We start from the raw sequence: 17,956 nt of genomic DNA, 5'->3' as shown, positions 1-17,956 counted from the left end.
CTGGTTCAGAGTCAATGGCTAAAAGTTCCATTGCTTTTCTCCCTTGCGATAAGTAACATACTCCCGGCGCTCATCCTAAGGCTCTTAGTTAGATGTAGTAGAGATTGTAGTTTTCTGAACAGCCTCTCCAGCCTTTACAACACCAGATGGAAGATGCACAACATGGACTGTACAAGGAGCATGGTGAAGGACGTAATTACTCACGCTACCAAGGAATAGTTCTGTTATTCCTGAGCGACCCCGACGCCCCATAACAATTAGGTCAGCGCCACAACTACTAGCTATTTGACAGACCACACGACCAGGACTACCCATGCTTTGGTTAAATTCTGCCTCAATACCTGCTGTGTTTGCTTGGGCGCATAAGTGTTGCAATATCTCGATACCTTTATTTTTAAAAGTATCCCACTGCTTTTGGTAGTACTCGAAGCTTTGAGAACCCAATCCTGGATAGTAATCAAAATTGGATAAGATGGGTGCGTAGGGACTACCTTCTTCTTCCCCAGATAGGACATGCAGTAGCATTAATTTAGCATTTGTTACCTTTGCTAAAGCCAAGGCGTGCTCAAAAATCTGCTGCCCCATTTCCGAACGATCCAAAGCCACTAAAATCTTTTTAAACATATAGACCTCTGTTTTTGATTAGTTATTGGTAATTCGATTTGCTAATTTCTTGACCTTGAATTGGTACATATTCCAATTCCTCAATATTGTTCGGCAACTGATAGATAAAATTTTTCTAATCGTTATTAAAGCTGAATTTGTAAAGGATTTTTCGTGCTTTAATTATGTTTATAAAGCAACAATTTGAGGAACTTGTGAGGACAGCAGCAGACTTATTTAAAAGTCGCCTGCTACAAGCCTTTATATCCATTGATCAAACGCTACATCACTGTCCATCAGCCCTGGTTACGCCTGTCATTTAATATTAATTAAATGTTTAATATCATTACTTTGCGTTAATTCTAACAGTTTCCATTTTGAGCTACAAAAGGTATTTTATATCCAATGCCATCAACACACCTATTTGCGCTAACAAAAATTATCTATTTGACAAAGTTAATTAAGCAAGTGTAAATCTTGATACTTCTGGTTCTACGTCTGGAAAATCTATGATTTCGATATCTTCTTTGCAGAACAGTATACAACCGAGTCTAACTTCTGCATTAATACTTAGATGTTTTTCAGGAAACATCGATTTTCGGATTACTTACCGTTTGTGAGTCAATTATTCTTGTGCTAGGGGATAGTGTATAAGGCACAAGCAACAAGTTTCTCATCATGAAGTTAATTTATATACTACCATTTGTAGTACTACCCTTGCGCCAGTGGTATAAATATGTCAACTCAATCTGAGAAGTATACCTTACAATTAAATCATGAAGTCTCAACTGAAAAGGTAAAATGAGTTTTATCCTAGCTTAGACCAAGGTGTTACTTAATTCTATACTTTGTAGAAGCTAGCCTTCGGCTAGGCTGCAAGAACAACCCGTTGAGATGCAATTGTGACTAATTACTTTTTGAGGATTGATCAAGCTGAATATGTGTTAAATAAATTTAAATATATATACAATTATTCTTTAATATGCATTTGATTTCACTATTAATTTCTCTTCTTAATTGAAATTTATCGCTCGTTATCTGTTTAAATCCCAGACATCAAGAAAGCTTGTGATATGAAGATTTTAGTTGTAGAGGATGACGAGTTACTTGCTGACGTACTTACCGAAATTCTAGCTAACCAAAACTATGCAGTCGAAGTTGCTAGGGATGGTAATGCTGCTCAGGATTTAATCGAAACTTACGACTATGATTTAATTCTGTTAGATGTAATGCTGCCGAAGCTGGATGGCATCAGTCTTTGCCGTCACATACGCTCTCGTGGTCTAAAAATGCCAGTTCTGTTGTTGACGGGGCGTGATAGTAGTCATGAAAAGGCCATTGGACTAGATGCAGGTGCGGATGACTATGTAGTTAAACCCTTTGATGAAGAGGAGCTAGTTGCTCGTGTACGGGCCTTATTGCGTAGAGGCGGGACAACATCACAACCTGTACTGGAGTGGGGCAAGTTACGGCTTGATCCTAGTAGCTGCGAAGTCACCTACGCTAAAAATTTACTTTCATTAACACCAAAAGAATATGCCCTATTAGAACTGTTCCTACGCAATAATCGCCGAGTCTTTAGTTGCGGCATGATTTTGGAACATCTTTGGTCTTATGAAGATACTCCTGGTGAAGAAGCTGTTCGCACCCATATCAAAGGGTTGCGAATGAAGCTCAGAAATGTAGGAGCGCCCAATGATTTGATTGAAACAGTATATGGTATTGGCTATCGATTAAAACCACAGGGAGAAGAGGAGCAGGCAACTAGGGGAGCGCAGGAGCCTTCAAAATCCCCAATTCCAAATTCTAAATCAGAGCAACAAACACTCGCAGCAGTTGCCGCAATTTGGCAGCGATTTCAAGGGCGAGTTGATGAGCAACTGAGGATACTAGAGGAAGCAGCAGCTTTAACTCAAACAGCTTTGAATTCAGAACTAAGTTTGTCGACAACACAAGGACGCGAAGTCCTCACGCAAGCAGTCCAAGAAGCTCACACTTTGGCCGGTTCTTTAGGCACTTTTGGTTTGCCGCTTGGCTCAAAGCTGGCACGCAAAATTGAGCATCTGTTGAAATCTCATACAACCTTGACACCAAACGATACAAGCAACTTGCAGGATTGGGTCAAGCTATTGCGTCAAGAAATTGAGAAGAAAAATAATCAAGTAGTATCGTCACCACCAAATGATGAAAGTTCCTTAGTATTGGTCGTTGATCGCGAGGAAAACTTAGCTGAAAATTTGGCAAAAGAATCTGGTAACTGGGGTTTAAAAGTTACACTGGCTACCAGTATTGAAGCTGCCAAAAATCAAATCTACCGAGAGCATCCTAATGTAGTGCTGCTCGATCCAAGCGTTTCTCCACATGAAGAGGAAAGTCTAAGCTTGCTGGCAGAACTGTCCCTGCGTCAGCCTCCTTTACCAGTGCTGGTTTTTACCGAGCAGACTGATTTTACTAATCGGCTAAAAGTTGCTCGTAACGGCGGGCATACTTTTTTGCAGAAGCCTATGTCCTCTGCACAGGTACTAGAAGCCATTACCCAAGTATTGCAACAAGCTCCTCATGCTGAAGCCAAGGTATTAGCTGTAGATGACGATCCGAAAATTTTGGCATTGTTGCAAACCTTACTTACTCCTTGGGGGCTAAAGGTAATCACCCTTGATGATCCGCAAAAATTCTGGGAAATTTTGGAAGGAGTAGCCCCAGACTTGTTGATTCTGGATGTGGAAATGCCTTACACCAATGGTGTTGAGCTGTGTAAGGTGGTGCGGAATGATCCTCGCTGGAGCGAGTTGCCGATTTTATTTCTGACGGTTCATAGCAATGCTGAAATAGTCAATCAGGTATTTAGCGTTGGTGCTGATGATTTTGTCAGTAAGCCCATCGTCGGGCCAGAATTGGTTACCCGAATCATCAATCGCTTAGAGCGGATGAAACTACTACGGCGCATTGCTCAAAGCCACAACACTCAAGCTGTCAAACCTCAAAAACTTTGGCAGGCTAGCTTTGATACTGAGCCAGAATCGGTCAATAGCGCTTTGCAAAATCAAAGCGATCGCTCAAATATAGCTTTACAGCAAAGCCAGGCAAATTTAAACCGAATTAACAACGAATTAGAATTGCGAGTAGCAGAGCGTACTGCCGAGTTAATTAGCCTCAATCAACAATTACAATCACAACTTGATGAGCGGCAGCGAATACAGGAAAAACTACGGATCTCTCAAGCTCGATTTGCACGCATTTTAGATATTGCCGATGATGCAATTATTTCTGTTGATGCAGATCAACGCATTACCTTGTTTAACCAAGGAGCAGAAAAGATTTTTGGCTACTCTGCTGAGGAAGTTATTGGACAGCAACTTGACTTACTTCTGCCACTGCGCTTTGCTCAAGCACATCGTCAGCATGTGGTTGACTTTGGCAAATCACCCAGTTTGGCCCGCAGGATGGGCGAACGGCGTGAAATATTTGGTTGCCGTAAGAACGGGATAGAGTTTCCGGCAGAGGCTTCCATATCAAAATTAAATATAGCAGGAGAAATTGTATATACAGTAATATTGCGTGATATTACAGAGCAAAAGCAAATCGAGCGGATGAAAGATGAGTTTGTCTCTGTCGTCAGTCATGAACTCCGCACGCCCCTGACTTCGATTCATGGCTCTTTAGGTATGCTCACCAGTGGTTTACTAAAAGCGGAGTCAGAGCAGGGAAAACGTTTGCTGCAAATTGCTACTGATAGTACCGATCGCCTAGTACGCTTGCTCAACGACATCCTAGATATCGAGCGCATCGAGTCAGGCAGGGTGAAAATGGAACGAAAAATCTGTAATGTGGCTGGCTTGATTAAATCAGCAGTGAATGTGATCCAACCTCTTGCAGATAAAGCCCAAGTGCAACTGTCTACTTATAGCTTACCTATACAGCTATGGGCCGATCCAGATCGGATTGTCCAAACTCTAACTAACCTACTAAGTAACGCCATTAAGTTCTCATCTGCTGGAGACACAGTTTGGCTAGGGGTTGAAAAAAAAGACAATGAAGTGTTGTGGACTATCAAAGATAATGGCCGCGGCATCCCAACTGACAAACTTGACAGTATCTTCGAGCGATTTCAACAAGTTGATTCCTCAGACTCGCGCAACCACGATGGCACTGGTTTAGGCTTGGCAATTTGCAAAAGTATTGTGCAGCAGCATGGCGGACGTATTTGGGTCGAGAGTGTCTTAGGTGAAGGTAGTAGTTTTTACTTCACACTACCGATTCTAAAAACTATCCACAGTGCTGATTTAGAAGCATCTGGAACTACAGACTCAACACTCAAGCCTCAGCGATTGCGCGTAGCGCAGTGCCAAGGGCAATCGCCGCTAGTGCTAGTTTGTGACGACGACCCTAATATCAGTAATGAGTTGCAAACTGTATTGGAACAAGGAGGATATCGAGTAGTAACAGTAGCTACTGGTAAAGAGGCGATCGCCTTAGCAACTACCCAACGTCCAGATGTGATTATCTTAGATTTGCTGATGCCTGGCATGAATGGTTGGGAAACTATGGCAATATTGAAAGAGCGAGCAGATACTAGAAATATTCCAATTGTGATTTGTAGTGTATACAAACCCAGCACCGATAGCCAACCTAGTGCAGACTTTGTTGATTGGGTAAGTAAACCAGTCGAAGAGAACTATCTGTTGCAGTCACTTAGGCAGGTAGTGACTAATAGTTCAAGACGATTCCGCATTCTGATTGTTGAGGATGACAACGATTTGGCTGAAGTGCTGATCACTTTGTTTGAAAGGCATGAAATTGAAACATTTCTAGCCAAGACTGGACGAGAAGCAATTCGTCTCAGCCAAGAAGTTAATCCTGACTTACTAATTCTCGACCTTATCTTGCCAGAAAGCGATGGATTTGCAGTGGTGGATTGGCTACAGCAGCATAATCAACTTTGTAGTACTCCTGTGGTCGTTTACTCAGCCAAGGATCTAGACGAGTCAGAATGCGATCGCCTGAAATTAGGACATACAGAATTTTTAACCAAAGGGCGTGTAACCACCCAAGAATTTGAACAACGAGTAATGGAGCTACTTCAGCGTATTACTAAAATACAAGCTGAAAGCCTTGAATCTGAACTTTAAAAGCAAGAACATTTAATCACAATCAATTAAGAGAATAGGAGCAATGGCAACCAAGCGAATTCTGGTAATCGATAACGAGCAATACATTCAAGAAGTTGCCAAGATTTGCTTGGAAACTGTTGCAGCCTGGGAAGTGGTAACAGCTAATTCTGGTCAAGAAGGCATAATTCAAGCCGAAGTTTGCCAACCGGATGCAATTTTGTTGGATGTAATGATGCCAGATATGGATGGTATTACTACCTTTGAGAAACTCCAAGCTAATCCGGCTACAAAAGCAATTCCGGTGATTTTGTTAACTGCTAAAATCCAGGCGTCTGACCGTCGCCGCTATGCCCAAATGGGAATGGCAACAGCGATCGCTAAACCTTTTAATCCGCTAGAATTAGCCGCTCAGATAGCTGCTTCCTTGGGTTGGACTTGAGAATAGTAGCCGCAAATATGAGGAAATTGCTTAGTAATTGCAATAACTGCATTTTAGGTTTGATGTGGAAATTACGTACAGATACCTACGGTTATAGACATCTAATTTGATTATCTCGATAGCATCTTTGTCTATTTTATTACGAGCAACATTAACAATGTGACAGTTGTATAACTGTCACATTGTATTATCTTACTGAAAAAGTCGGTGCTACTTTGATTACACCAAACAGGCGATTTCATCTAGACAATCGCACAGTCAGCAAACGTAGCTCGTTTTGCAAAATATTTACCGAACTAGCATCATCAGTGGGAGCTTTAACACAGCCCGAAATTTGGGCTGAGAGCTTTTAAATCAAGTATCCAGCATCTATCTATGTAACCGCAAACATTCATTAGGACGGTAATTTTCAGATTCCCGTTGCTTCATTTTCGGGCGTCTATTATTAACGTCCTCAAACACCTTTAGGAGTCGTATTATTATGTTTTTTGATCAACCAGTTGCGATAACCCAACCTGCAAACCTAAACAATGGTACTGGGTTAAAAGCTGAGTACTTTGATAACGCAGACTTGCTCGCTCCAAAGCTGATGCGTACAGATGCTAATGCAAGTACTACAGTGGCGCAGGTCAGTACTACTGGTAAGACATACTATGTTTCTGGAAGTGGAAACGATAACAACAACGGCTTGTCGACAGGTAGTGCATTCCGAAATTTATCAAAAGTAGGAGGCTTGGTAAAAGCAGGTGATACCGTTTATGTGATGAACGGTACTTACACCGGTTCTGGCTCACAAATTCTGCTGATTTATCAAAAACATGGTACGCCTAGTGCTCCAATTACTATCAAGGCTTATCCGGGGCATTCTCCCTTCGTCAAATCACGCAATATGTACGCCATTAACATCGTTGGTTCTTCGTACATTAATATTGAGGGTTTGACGCTGGAGGGGAACAACGATAACGTCAGTTTGCAGTATGCACAACAACAAAAATACAATACCAGAGATCCGCTGACGAATGGTATAGGGATTGGGGTTAATGAAAAATCCCGCCATGTGGTGATTCGCAAGAACAAAGTGTCTAAGTTTGGTGGTCAAGGGATTCATAGTTACAAATCCGACTACGTCACTATTGAGAATAATGTCGTAAGGCAGAATTCTTACTATAGCCCTATGGGGACAAGTGGCATTAGCACTATATATAACTGGAATTCTGATTCCAATAGTGGTAGCTACAAGATGATTATTCGGGGAAATACCATTTATGAAAATAAAAACTACATTCCCTGGTCTTCGGTTGGCAAAATTACTGAAGGGCATGGAATCATCATTGATGATAGTTTAAATACCCAACAGAATTCTCTTCATCAGAAGTATTACGGCAAAACGCTAATTGTAAACAACATTATCTATAAAAATGGTGGCGCTGGCGTTAATGTGTATAGCAGCGCTTACGTTGATGTTGTCAACAACACGACCTTTCAGAACGCCTTGGTTCCTGATACTAAACTCTTCGGTGAAATTTCAGTGTTTAGCTCTGAAAATGTGAAAGTATTCAACAACATCATGTACCCGATGAAGGATGCAGTAGTTAATGGCGTTGGTGGATCAAAGAACTACCAATACAACTACAACGTTATCTACAATTCATCTAAATTCAATGGTTCTGTAAACAACAATATTATTTGGAAAGATCCACTATTTCGTGACCCACATAACGGAAACTTTGCCCTGAAATATGGTAGCTCCGCAATTGATCGTGGAACTAGTTATTTCAATGGAGCAAACGCACCCAATACTGACCACGTAGGCTTAAGTCGTCCGCAAGATGGAGATAGCAATGGAGGTGCAGTTATAGATATAGGTGCAATAGAAGTCACCGCACAAGCTGCATTAGCAAAGTAATTACGACAGATAGATACATAAAACTCAGACACAAAAGGCAATTCCTAATCCAAAATCTGTCGTTAAAAGTTGCTACGGAGGTTTGTAGCAAAGCCAGTTATCCCATACGACTTATACCGAAGGAATTCATACCAGTTCTCTATAATCTCGCAACATATCAATCTCCGCGTCTTTGTCTTTCCGCGTCATCATCTAAGCCGTCTGTTGGAGAATTTGTATTACAGCACCCTGACGCCACTCTTTAGGGAACCCCCTACCAAGAGCGCTGATTCACTGCACGCGATCGCTCAACTTTTCGCAAAATCCAAAATGGTATAACTTCGCTCAACAATAGCTTGTGACAGTTAATTAACTGTCACAAGCTATTGACTTGCTAAAAGAGTAGATGGTACCTTGATTACGGCCAACAAAGCGATTGCATATAAACAATCGTAAAGTCAGCAAACGTAGCTCGTTTTGCAAAATATTTACGAAATTATCATCATCAGTGGGAGCTTTGGCGCAGCCCTAAATTTGGGCTGAGAGCCGTTAAATCAAGTATCTAGCATCTATGTAACTGCAAAAATTCTTTGGCTGGTCAGTTTCACACTCCCGTTGCCTCATTTTCGGGAGAGTGCTACTACCGCCATCGAACACCATTAGGAGTGAGTGGTATTATTATGTTTTTGGATCAACCGGTTGCGATAACCCAACCTGCTAACCTGGGCAATGGTAATGGGTTAAAAGCTGAGTACTTTGACAACGCAGACTTGGCTACCCCAAAGATAATGCGTACAGATGCTAATGCAAGTACTACAGTGGCACAAGCCAGCAATACTGGTAAGACGTACTATGTTTCTGGAAGTGGAAATGATTACAATAACGGCTTGTCCACAAGTAGTCCGTTTCGCACATTGTCAAAAGCAGGAAACTTGGTAAAAGCAGGTGATACAGTCTACGTGATGAACGGTACTTACACTGCTTCTGGCTCACAAATTCTACTGCTTCATCAAAAACATGGAAGGTCGGGCGCTCCAATTACCATCAAGGCATATCCTGGACATTCTCCCTTGTTGAAATCACGCAATATGTACGCCATTAATATTAATGGTTCCTCTTACATTAATATTGAGGGTTTGGCGCTGGAGGGGAACAACGATAACGTCAGTTTGGGGTATGCACAATCGCAAAAATACAATACTAAAGATCCACTGACGAATGGTACAGGGATTGGAATTAATCAAAAATCCCACCATGTGGTGATTCGCAATAACAGAATTTCTAAGTTTGGTGGCCAAGGGATTCATAGTTACAAATCCGACTACGTAACTATTGAGGACAATGTGGTAAGTCAGAATGCTTACTATAGCCCGATGGGGGCAAGCGGTATTAGCACCATATATAACTGGAATTCTTATGCCGGTAATGGTGGCTACCAGATGATTATTCGGGGAAATACCGTTTACGGCAATAAAAACTACATCCCTTGGGCTTCGGCTGGGAAAATGACTGAAGGGCATGGAATCATAGTTGATGATACTAAGAATACCCAAAAAAATTCTCTTTACCAGCGGTATTACGGCAAAACGCTAATTGCAAACAACATTACTTATAACAATGGTGGTGCTGGTATTAATGTGTTTAGCAGTAGCGACGTTGATATTGTCAACAACACAACATTTCAAAACTCAGTAGTGTACGATACTAATCTCTACGGTGAAATTTCAGTATTTAGTTCTGATAATGTGAAAGTATTCAACAACATCCAATACGCGATGAATAATGCAGTAGTTAATAATGTCGCTGGAGTAAAGAACTTCCAATACAACTACAACCTGATCTATAATTCATCCAAATTCTACGGTTCCACAAACAACAATATTGTTGGGAAAGATCCACTATTTATCAATCCATATGGAGGGAATTTTGCCCTAAAATATGGTAGCGCCGCAGTTGACCGTGGAACTAGCTATTTCAATGGTACGAACGCACCTTATAATGACCAGGTAGGCTCAAGTCGTCCGAAAGATGGAGATTACAACGGGAGTGCAGCTATAGACGTAGGTGCGCGAGAATTGAGCTAACAAGCCGCGTTAGCAAAGTGTATGCCAAACACTTGTTCAAACAATCATAGGAAAAGCTAACAAGTTATACAGAGAAATCACATGCACTTGTGGGCAATTGCGACTATGTAGTTGAATAAGTGGTTGGCACTTTTGTGTTGTTTATCCTAAGCTTGATGATTGAGCTGCCGCTTGTTCTGCTACCCATGTGTAGTGGCATGAAACCGAAACGGTATTAACTAAATTCAGCAATAAGTCCACCACCAACTCTTGAGTTATATATAACTCAAGAGTTGGTGGTGGCTAATTCACCATTGCAACCTCTAAAAAAGGAAATTGTTAGCAGTCAGACTAGTAGTTTTGATGTTAGTTAGTGTCGCAAGTGTCTGAAATTGGTTGGGGTTAAGGTCTCCATCGGGATTAATTTTAACAACCGTCGAAGAGCCAACCTGCCCTAGTTGTATATAGGATTTGAAAGGATTAGTACTCATAAAGTTTGATCCTTCAATAATTTTGCTAATGTCAATTACGTCTCTTCCAGGTTCAAAATATTGGATAGTATCGCCTTTGTCTGAGAAGCTTTGGAAGACAAATCGGTCATTACCTCCTACTCCATTCAAGAAATCACTACCCTTACCACCAATCAAGACATCGTTACCTTCACCACCTTGGAGAATATCGTTACTATCACCGCCTTTAAGGATGTCGTTACCATCACCGCCTTGGAGGATGTTCCTACCATTACCGCCTTGGAGGTTGTCGTTACCTGAAGTACCGCGCAGGATATTAGGCCCTGACATAGTAGTTGAAATACCTGTTGTGCTCAACTGACTTGATACTTCGTAGGCTCCAACATCAGGGTTGCTATCTCGCAGCATCCCTCGTTCGTCAATGGTGGGTATACCGCTACCTGCCTTACCAGTATTGATGGCGGGGCTACCTGCTAGTAGAGGATGTATGAGAGAACCATTGATAGTTTGCAAAGAGCCAATCATCGGGTCAACTATGCGACTACCTGCTACAACTCGGCGACCACCGTGCGTTGGACTAGGATATTCAATATTGCCGCCACCATCTCGTAGTTGATACCCAACTTGATTTTCTGCAAGGGTAATACCTGCGGTATTTTTAGCAACAATAGAGTTGGTAAGGGTTACAGGTGCTGTCGGACTACCAATCCAAACTGCACCAGAAGCTCGTCCGGCATAATTGTTGACAATAGTAGAATTCACAATATTTACGGGGCTAGTGCTGTCGGTATTGATGAACATTGCCCCGCCTGCATCGTTGGTCACCTTATTGCCTGAAAAGGTGCTATTGATGATATTTTTCGTCGAGCCGCCATCTAACCACAAAGCACCTCCTTGATGTGCAGAGATATTGTTGGCAAAGGTGACGTTGCGAATTGTCAGAGCAGTATTACCTCGCAATCCACCTCCTCGCGCAATACCTTTAGTGGTGTAGTTAGCTGTGTTACCAACCACAGTGCTGTTTTCTAGGAGAATCTTGTCAGCACCGTAACCATAGAGAAAGAGTGCGCCGCCTTCACCTTTAGTCTGATTTCCTTCAAACTTACTGCCACGAATAGCTATTACGCCTCCTACAGTGGAACTAGGCCCTACTGGGTCTGCTCCATCGGTAAAGATTGCGCCGCCGCCAATATCACCTTCGGAACTGTTTTTCAGAAAGACTGATTTTTCTACAGTCAACCCACCCAGCAGGCTATAAATTGCGCCGCCATTCACTCCTTTGTTGTTAGTGAATTGGCTATCTTTGACAATGAGTTCACCGGAACCATAGGTGGCGATCGCCCCCGCACTAAAGCCTGACTTCGTTAAAGTACCGTCGTTGCTGTCAAAGCTGCTGTTAGTTACTGTGCCTTTACCGGTATATCCAATATGGATGGCTCCACCCATACCACCGCGATTGTTGTTAAATCGACAGTTTTCAACTGTTATAGAGCCATAGTCAACAACTCTAATACCACCACCTCTTGCAGTTGTGTAACCGTCGGCGATGGTGAGATTTCGCACTGTAGCATTGATATGTCTGCCAACCTCAAATATTCGTGAGCTATTGTTACCGCTAATCTTTAAATTTGCTGCTTCTGCGCCATCAATTGTCAAATTTTTGGCAATGTTAATTTGCCCACTTGTGAGCGTGATCGTCTTATTGGTAAGAGTAGAGGCAAATTTGATAGTGTCCCCTGCTTGAGCAGAGGCGATCGCAGCGCGCAAAGAACCTACGCCACTGTCTGCGGTAGTAGTAACGCTAATAGTAGTCATGCTTTGAATTCCCTTGGAAAAGAATGATTTGAGAGCAACTTTTTCGACAAAATCACTAATTTTGTGATTCGTAAGCTGTCGAGTCACCGTTCGAGACGATGGGATTCAGAGCACCCTGTTGTGATGATTTTTTAAAGCTAAATTTGGAACCCAGGAATACCTGGAATTTCAGCAGAAATTCCTTAGTAATTAGCGAAAAATGCTATTTTCCTATTTGTGCAGATGCAATTTATCGAAATTTTTATTCAGCCATTTGGGGCAGAATTACTAGTTTTGTGATTCAGATACAGTCAAATTAATTCTTCAATATGTTGGTATTCTGAACAGCCTGATGTGTTTTTTCAAAATTAGTTTAAAAAAACAGTAAAAGTCAGTTATGTGAGCCAAAACCCATATAAATTGGGAAAGTTTTTCAAAATTCTACTTGTGAATAGCTATAATTTATCGGATATTTGACTCATTTGAATTATCAAGAATTAAGTTGATGAACACTTTATAACTTCCTCAAACTTATTCTGCTACGGCAAATTTACTGAGATATAATTTTTTGGATTTGCAATATTTACCGTATCTTTATGGAAACTTTATGATAATAATTCGATAATGTCAATAGGTTACTGAAATTAGAATATGGCGTAAGCTTTGTAGAGCTTATACCACAAGTTAAATTCATTTGATTGAAGAATTGACAAGGTAAATAATTCATGTTAAAAAAATCAAGGTGCAATTATGACCTTGTATTCAAACGCATATAGAATCAGGGCAGCTTCTGATTAAACACTGCTACTGATGGGGGAAATACGAACAATGCTCACATTGTCTGATCTATACCCAGGAGGCATTTGTAGATATTTATTTTTGTTGTGTCACTTCTACGTAAATATGCTCTAACCCTACAGGCTTACGGGCTATAGAATCGATTGCTACACCCTCAAAACACGAAATAATTTCTTTCAATTCCAAAGGTTCTGGTAACCAAAAAGCCAAATCGTTACCATAGCGTCTATGAATAAAACCACATTCTTGACCTCTGGCGATCGCTTGTTCTTCCGAGCTAGTCTGCACCACGACAATTTCTTTCGCTGGAATCAGGGTGCGTAACTCTGCTAAACTACCCTCAGCAATAATTCCGGCATTTTTGAGAATACCAACTCTATGACAAAGACGCTCCGCTTCGTCTAATGAATGAGTTGTTAGTAAAATGGTAATTCCTTGACTTTTTAGTTGCCGAATCAACTCCCAAATTTCGTATCGAGCTTCAATATCTAACCCAGTAGTAGGCTCATCTAAAATGACTAATTGTGGTTGATGTATCAACGCCACAGCAATATTCAACCGTCGTTTCATCCCACCACTGAGAGTATCAACTGGGCTTTTTGCTCGGTCTAATAAGTTTACAGATGCTAAAACCTTAGTTATTTGGTTATAGCGTTTTTCCCGATTTAATCCGTAAATATTGGCAAAAAACTTGAGATTCTCCTCACAAGAAAGACTTTTATAAAGTAAATTTTCTTGGGGTGCAACGCCAATTATTTTTTTTGTCGCTTCTGAAACTGGTTGATTGTTTATTGTAATGTAACCACTGTCGGCTTTCAGCAAATTACAAATAAGGTTAATGGTAGTTGTCTTTCCGGCTCCATTTGCGCCTAGTAGCCCGTAAGTTTCTCCCGAACCAATATTTAAGTTTAGATTTTGAATAACTTGTCTTTGACCGTAAGACTTATTTAAATTTTTAATAACTAACATATTTTTTCACAGTCTCCTTTCTACTACTAACATCCGTCCATAACATAGCCATGCACTTATAACCATAGCCATAGCAAATACTAATAGTAAATAGAAATGTGATTTAATATCATTAATTCCATCACCTTTTGCTGAAACTGCTACAAGAGCTTCATTCATGTGGTAGATAGGATTATATTTTGCAATATTAATTAGTGTTTTAGGGAAAAGTGAACTGGGTAAAAAAGCTCCACCTAAAATTAACAAAGGAACTCCAAAAGCTGCTACTAAAGCATTAACATCTTCAATCCGACGAGCAAGTTGTGTACCCAAAATAAAACCTAAGCCAACATAAGCGACAATACTCATTAAAATAATCGCCAATCCTAAGATAATAGAACCTTTAAATGTAGCCCCCCAAAATGCAGCAATAGTATAAATCAAAAGTGTCTGTCCTATACCAATGCAACTATGTGCTAAAAAGATTCCCAAAAAATAGGATGTGCCACTCAAGGGAGATATAAAAAGGCGTTTGAGGGTTTGCTGTTCTCTTTCTGCAACTACAGTTGCTACACTCCCACCTAAACAGCTAAAGAAAAGTGCCGCGCCTACCAAAGTCGATGGTGCAGCATATTCAAAAGCAGTAGCAATTGGTAATTGTGCCCGTTCTGCCAAAATCAATCCACTGAGGCTTAACACTGAAACGGGGAAAATACTCCAAAAAATTAGACTGCGTTTGCGGCGGAACAGTTCAATTAAGATGCGTTGAGCCACAGCTATAGTTTCACGCCAATACTTCATATTTAATAACTAATTAAGTAACTGATAATAGCGATCGCATCTTTGCAAAGCACAAGCCAACGCAAACATACTTGAGTTTAAACTAGCACAATTTAATTGGCGATTAATCTGGTGAAACAACGCTGACTATGCAGATTAGATGTACACTTCTGGATGACAATATGCAGCTTTTCAATGCAGATATAAAGCTTTGTAACTAGGTTACTTTAGTTTCATAAAATCTTCATAAATGGTAAATCAAATCTTCAAGATACAATTTAGCTTTTGTAGCAGCGCTGCAATTAAGTTGAGAAATGAATAATATCATGTCCATTCAAATAACCGTCATTGCGACCGTAGGGAAGCAATCCCAAAAACATTGCGATTGCGTCGTTTCACTTCGTTCCACTCGCAATGACATTAGGGGTGATTTGCCGGACATGATATAACATAGAATAAGCTGGTTAGAACAGTATTAATTAATACTACCGTACATTTTGATTTGGCAAAGATTGATAAAAAATGTTTTCTTTACACAGTCATACATTGATTTGATGCAAAAGCTGAAACAACGTTACTTCATTCCAGAAGAAGTTGAAAAATTTTACTGTTCATGCTTCAAGCAATTATCAATATCAATACAAGCTAATTGCAGCAAAAAAAGAACGCATTAAAACAAATAAGGTCAAAGCAATTTAACATTCTCAGGAAGCCATAGCCTTGCTATATAAGACTTACTTACATTTTCACATAGCGGTTATTATTTGGATTTAGTACACTTTCATTCCACCTCTAATCCTTTGATGGATGCAGGTAGGCAAATTTTGATGCTAACCAAAACTGAGTAGTTTTCGGGTATACTGCCATTAAGTGAAAACGGCTATTTCATTAGCCATTACTTAATCATTGACAATTTATCTTATTCTGTAAAAATAAATCCGTTCATGATAAATAGGGAGATGGAAAAATTTCTAGCAAAATCTGCTCACTCATAACCATCATTTCATGTCAATACTTCATTGTGAAGAGTTAATTTTATAACATGAGTTCACCATTTAATTTGCCGGAATCATCTACTATCTCCCGTCGTACACTGCTCAAGGTGTTTGGTATTGGTGCAGTTGCAGGAGTAACAGGGTACTCACGGTTTACAAAGCCAAAACCAACGGTTTTTCAAAAAGATACTCTTAATTTGCCACGAATGCTGAATCAAGCTAAAAGTGTTGTAGTAGTTGGAGGTGGATTAGCAGGTTTAGCTTGTGCTTATGAATTGAGTCAACGTGGATTTGCTGTGACGCTTTTAGAAAAGTCCCCTCAACTCGGCGGTAAAATTGCTAGTTGGCAAGTTGAAGCTGCTGGTGAAACCTTCATGATGGAACATGGTTTTCATGGATTTTTCCCTCAGTACTATAATCTCAATAGTTTAGTCACAGAGTTAGGAATAAATGATAACTTTCAGTCATTAAATTTTTATGCTGTTGTTTACCGCGATCGCAAATATCAACCAGAAGTATTTCGCCCTAGTCATTCAGCTTTTCCTTGGAATATTGTAGATTTAGCGATCGCCTCTCCCAATCGCTTCCAATGGGGGATTAATCTTGTTAAATTAAAACACTTGCAAGTATTTCAAGCGATTACTGGATTTCAAAGAGAAAAAAATTATCAACGTTTTGATAATATCTCAGTTGCCGATTGGGTAGAAGAGGGATTTCCTCAAGGCTTATATGACTTGTACTTTTTACCTTTTGCCAAATCTAGTTTGAATGCACCAGATATGATGAGTGTTGGAGAACTAATGCAGTTCTTCCATTTTTATTTTTTTGGTAACCCTGAAGGACTGGCTTTTAATGGCACAAAAGATGATATGGGAACCAGTTTAATACAACCCATAGCTAAGGAAATTATGAGTAAAGGAGGCAAAATTGTTACAAGTGCATCTGTAAGCGAAATTATTGCCGAACAAGAGAAGATAAATACAATTAAATATTATACTGGTAATAGTAATCACAATGTGCCTTTTTGGGTCAAGCGCAACTCAGTTGTTGAAGATACACAAATAGAATATTTTGGCGTAGCTGATGAAATGTTTGCTGTTGCAGGCGGGGGTAAAGAAGCGATTTCTCTTACCTGTACTCATCAAGGCTGTACTGTACAAAAAGCAACGGATGGCAAGTTTCATTGTCCCTGTCATGGAGCAGTTTTTGCAGCTGATGGTAAAGTTTTAAAAGGCCCAGCACAACGAAATTTATCTAAGTTTCAAGTAGTGCAACGGCAAGATGAGGATTTACAACTGGTAGCGTTAAATCAGGAATCTTCACCACCAGAGACAATTACAGCCGATTATTATGTTTTTGCTACTGATGTACCGGGAGTACAACAGTTATTTAAACGCATTACTGGTGATGTGAACGAAAAAGTGCGATCGCAAGTAGCAAATTTGAGTATCGCCGATCCATTTGCTGTTTGTCGTTTTTGGTTTGACCGCGATTTTAAATGGGAACAAAGTAATTTTACTTCTTTATCTGGTTACCAGCTAACCGATAGTATTACTCTTTATCACCGCATTCAACAACAATTCATTGATTGGGCAAAACGTACTGGTGGTAGTGTAGTGGAGTTACACGCTTACTGCTATAAAGAAAAAGAATTTCCCACCCAGGAAGCTTTGTTAACAACATTTGAAACAGAACTTTATGAAATTGTTCCTGAATTAAAACAAGCAAAAGTTTTACATCGGGAATTAGTCAATCAACATAACTTTTCTGGTTATCCGCCTAATAGTTATGCACAACGTCCAGAAACTAGCACAGATGTTTCTAACTTAATTTTTGCTGGAGATTGGGTGAAAATGCCCTTTCCTTGCGGTTTAATGGAACGCGCTGTAAGTAGTGGTTTACTAGCAGCAAATGAAATTTTATCTCGTGAAGCTTTGCAGAGACGATCGCTTTTATCAGTCAATCCAGAAGGATTGTTGCAAATTTAGAGATAAGTATATGAGCATAATTAATTACAAAGCAAGGGAAAAGGATTGAAAAATTAGATCCCCGACTTCTTTAAGAAGTCGG

9 protein-coding genes are annotated in these 17,956 nt (G+C 40.2%); 5 read left to right on the top strand and 4 right to left on the bottom strand.

The genetic code is table 11. The features are described 5' to 3' along the window. Window positions 1–84 precede the first annotated feature (84 nt). On the bottom strand, window positions 85–624 hold the full coding sequence (locus tag AC5JL8_RS11305; RefSeq protein WP_495879871.1) for a universal stress protein: 540 nt from the start codon (window positions 622–624) through the stop codon (window positions 85–87). A 1,052-nt stretch (window positions 625–1,676) separates the two neighbouring features. Between AC5JL8_RS11305 and AC5JL8_RS11300 the strand changes: the two genes are divergently transcribed. The 4 genes from AC5JL8_RS11300 (at window position 1,677) to AC5JL8_RS11285 (ending at window position 10,122) form a co-directional block, all read left to right on the top strand. Then, a complete protein-coding gene (locus AC5JL8_RS11300; RefSeq protein ID WP_495879870.1) occupies window positions 1,677–5,732 on the top strand; it encodes a response regulator in 4,056 nt (1,351 codons plus the stop codon). Between the two features lie 43 nt (window positions 5,733–5,775). Beyond that, the gene (locus AC5JL8_RS11295; protein WP_495879869.1) at window positions 5,776–6,153 is read left to right on the top strand and encodes a response regulator; all 378 of its coding nucleotides are present in this window, start codon (window positions 5,776–5,778) and stop codon (window positions 6,151–6,153) included. Between the two features lie 481 nt (window positions 6,154–6,634). Beyond that, the gene (locus tag AC5JL8_RS11290) at window positions 6,635–8,059 is read left to right on the top strand and encodes a choice-of-anchor Q domain-containing protein (protein ID WP_495879868.1); all 1,425 of its coding nucleotides are present in this window, start codon (window positions 6,635–6,637) and stop codon (window positions 8,057–8,059) included. A 569-nt stretch (window positions 8,060–8,628) separates the two neighbouring features. Continuing rightward, the gene (locus AC5JL8_RS11285) at window positions 8,629–10,122 is read left to right on the top strand and encodes a right-handed parallel beta-helix repeat-containing protein (RefSeq protein ID WP_495879867.1); all 1,494 of its coding nucleotides are present in this window, start codon (window positions 8,629–8,631) and stop codon (window positions 10,120–10,122) included. 302 nt (window positions 10,123–10,424) lie between these two features. Here AC5JL8_RS11285 and AC5JL8_RS11280 read toward each other — a convergent pair whose 3' ends face one another. From AC5JL8_RS11280 to AC5JL8_RS11270, 3 genes are all read right to left on the bottom strand, one after another. Beyond that, on the bottom strand, window positions 10,425–12,386 hold the full coding sequence (locus tag AC5JL8_RS11280; protein WP_495879866.1) for a choice-of-anchor Q domain-containing protein: 1,962 nt from the start codon (window positions 12,384–12,386) through the stop codon (window positions 10,425–10,427). Window positions 12,387–13,238: 852 nt separating this feature from the next. Next, window positions 13,239–14,132 (bottom strand): ABC transporter ATP-binding protein, encoded by an 894-nt coding sequence (locus AC5JL8_RS11275; protein WP_495879865.1) that lies wholly within the window; start codon window positions 14,130–14,132, stop codon window positions 13,239–13,241. A gap of 6 nt (window positions 14,133–14,138) precedes the next feature. Further along, window positions 14,139–14,912: an ABC transporter permease gene (locus tag AC5JL8_RS11270; protein WP_495879864.1), complete on the bottom strand. Its 774-nt coding sequence runs from the start codon at window positions 14,910–14,912 to the stop codon at window positions 14,139–14,141. Between the two features lie 1,021 nt (window positions 14,913–15,933). On the opposite strand from AC5JL8_RS11270, the gene AC5JL8_RS11265 reads away from it, so the two are divergent. Beyond that, a complete protein-coding gene (locus tag AC5JL8_RS11265; RefSeq protein ID WP_495879863.1) occupies window positions 15,934–17,874 on the top strand; it encodes an FAD-dependent oxidoreductase in 1,941 nt (646 codons plus the stop codon). Window positions 17,875–17,956 lie beyond the last annotated feature (82 nt).

This window comes from Mojavia sp. (genome assembly GCF_059505145.1).
Note: the sequence above shows the minus strand (reverse complement) of the source record. Positions and strands in the feature narration are given on the sequence as shown.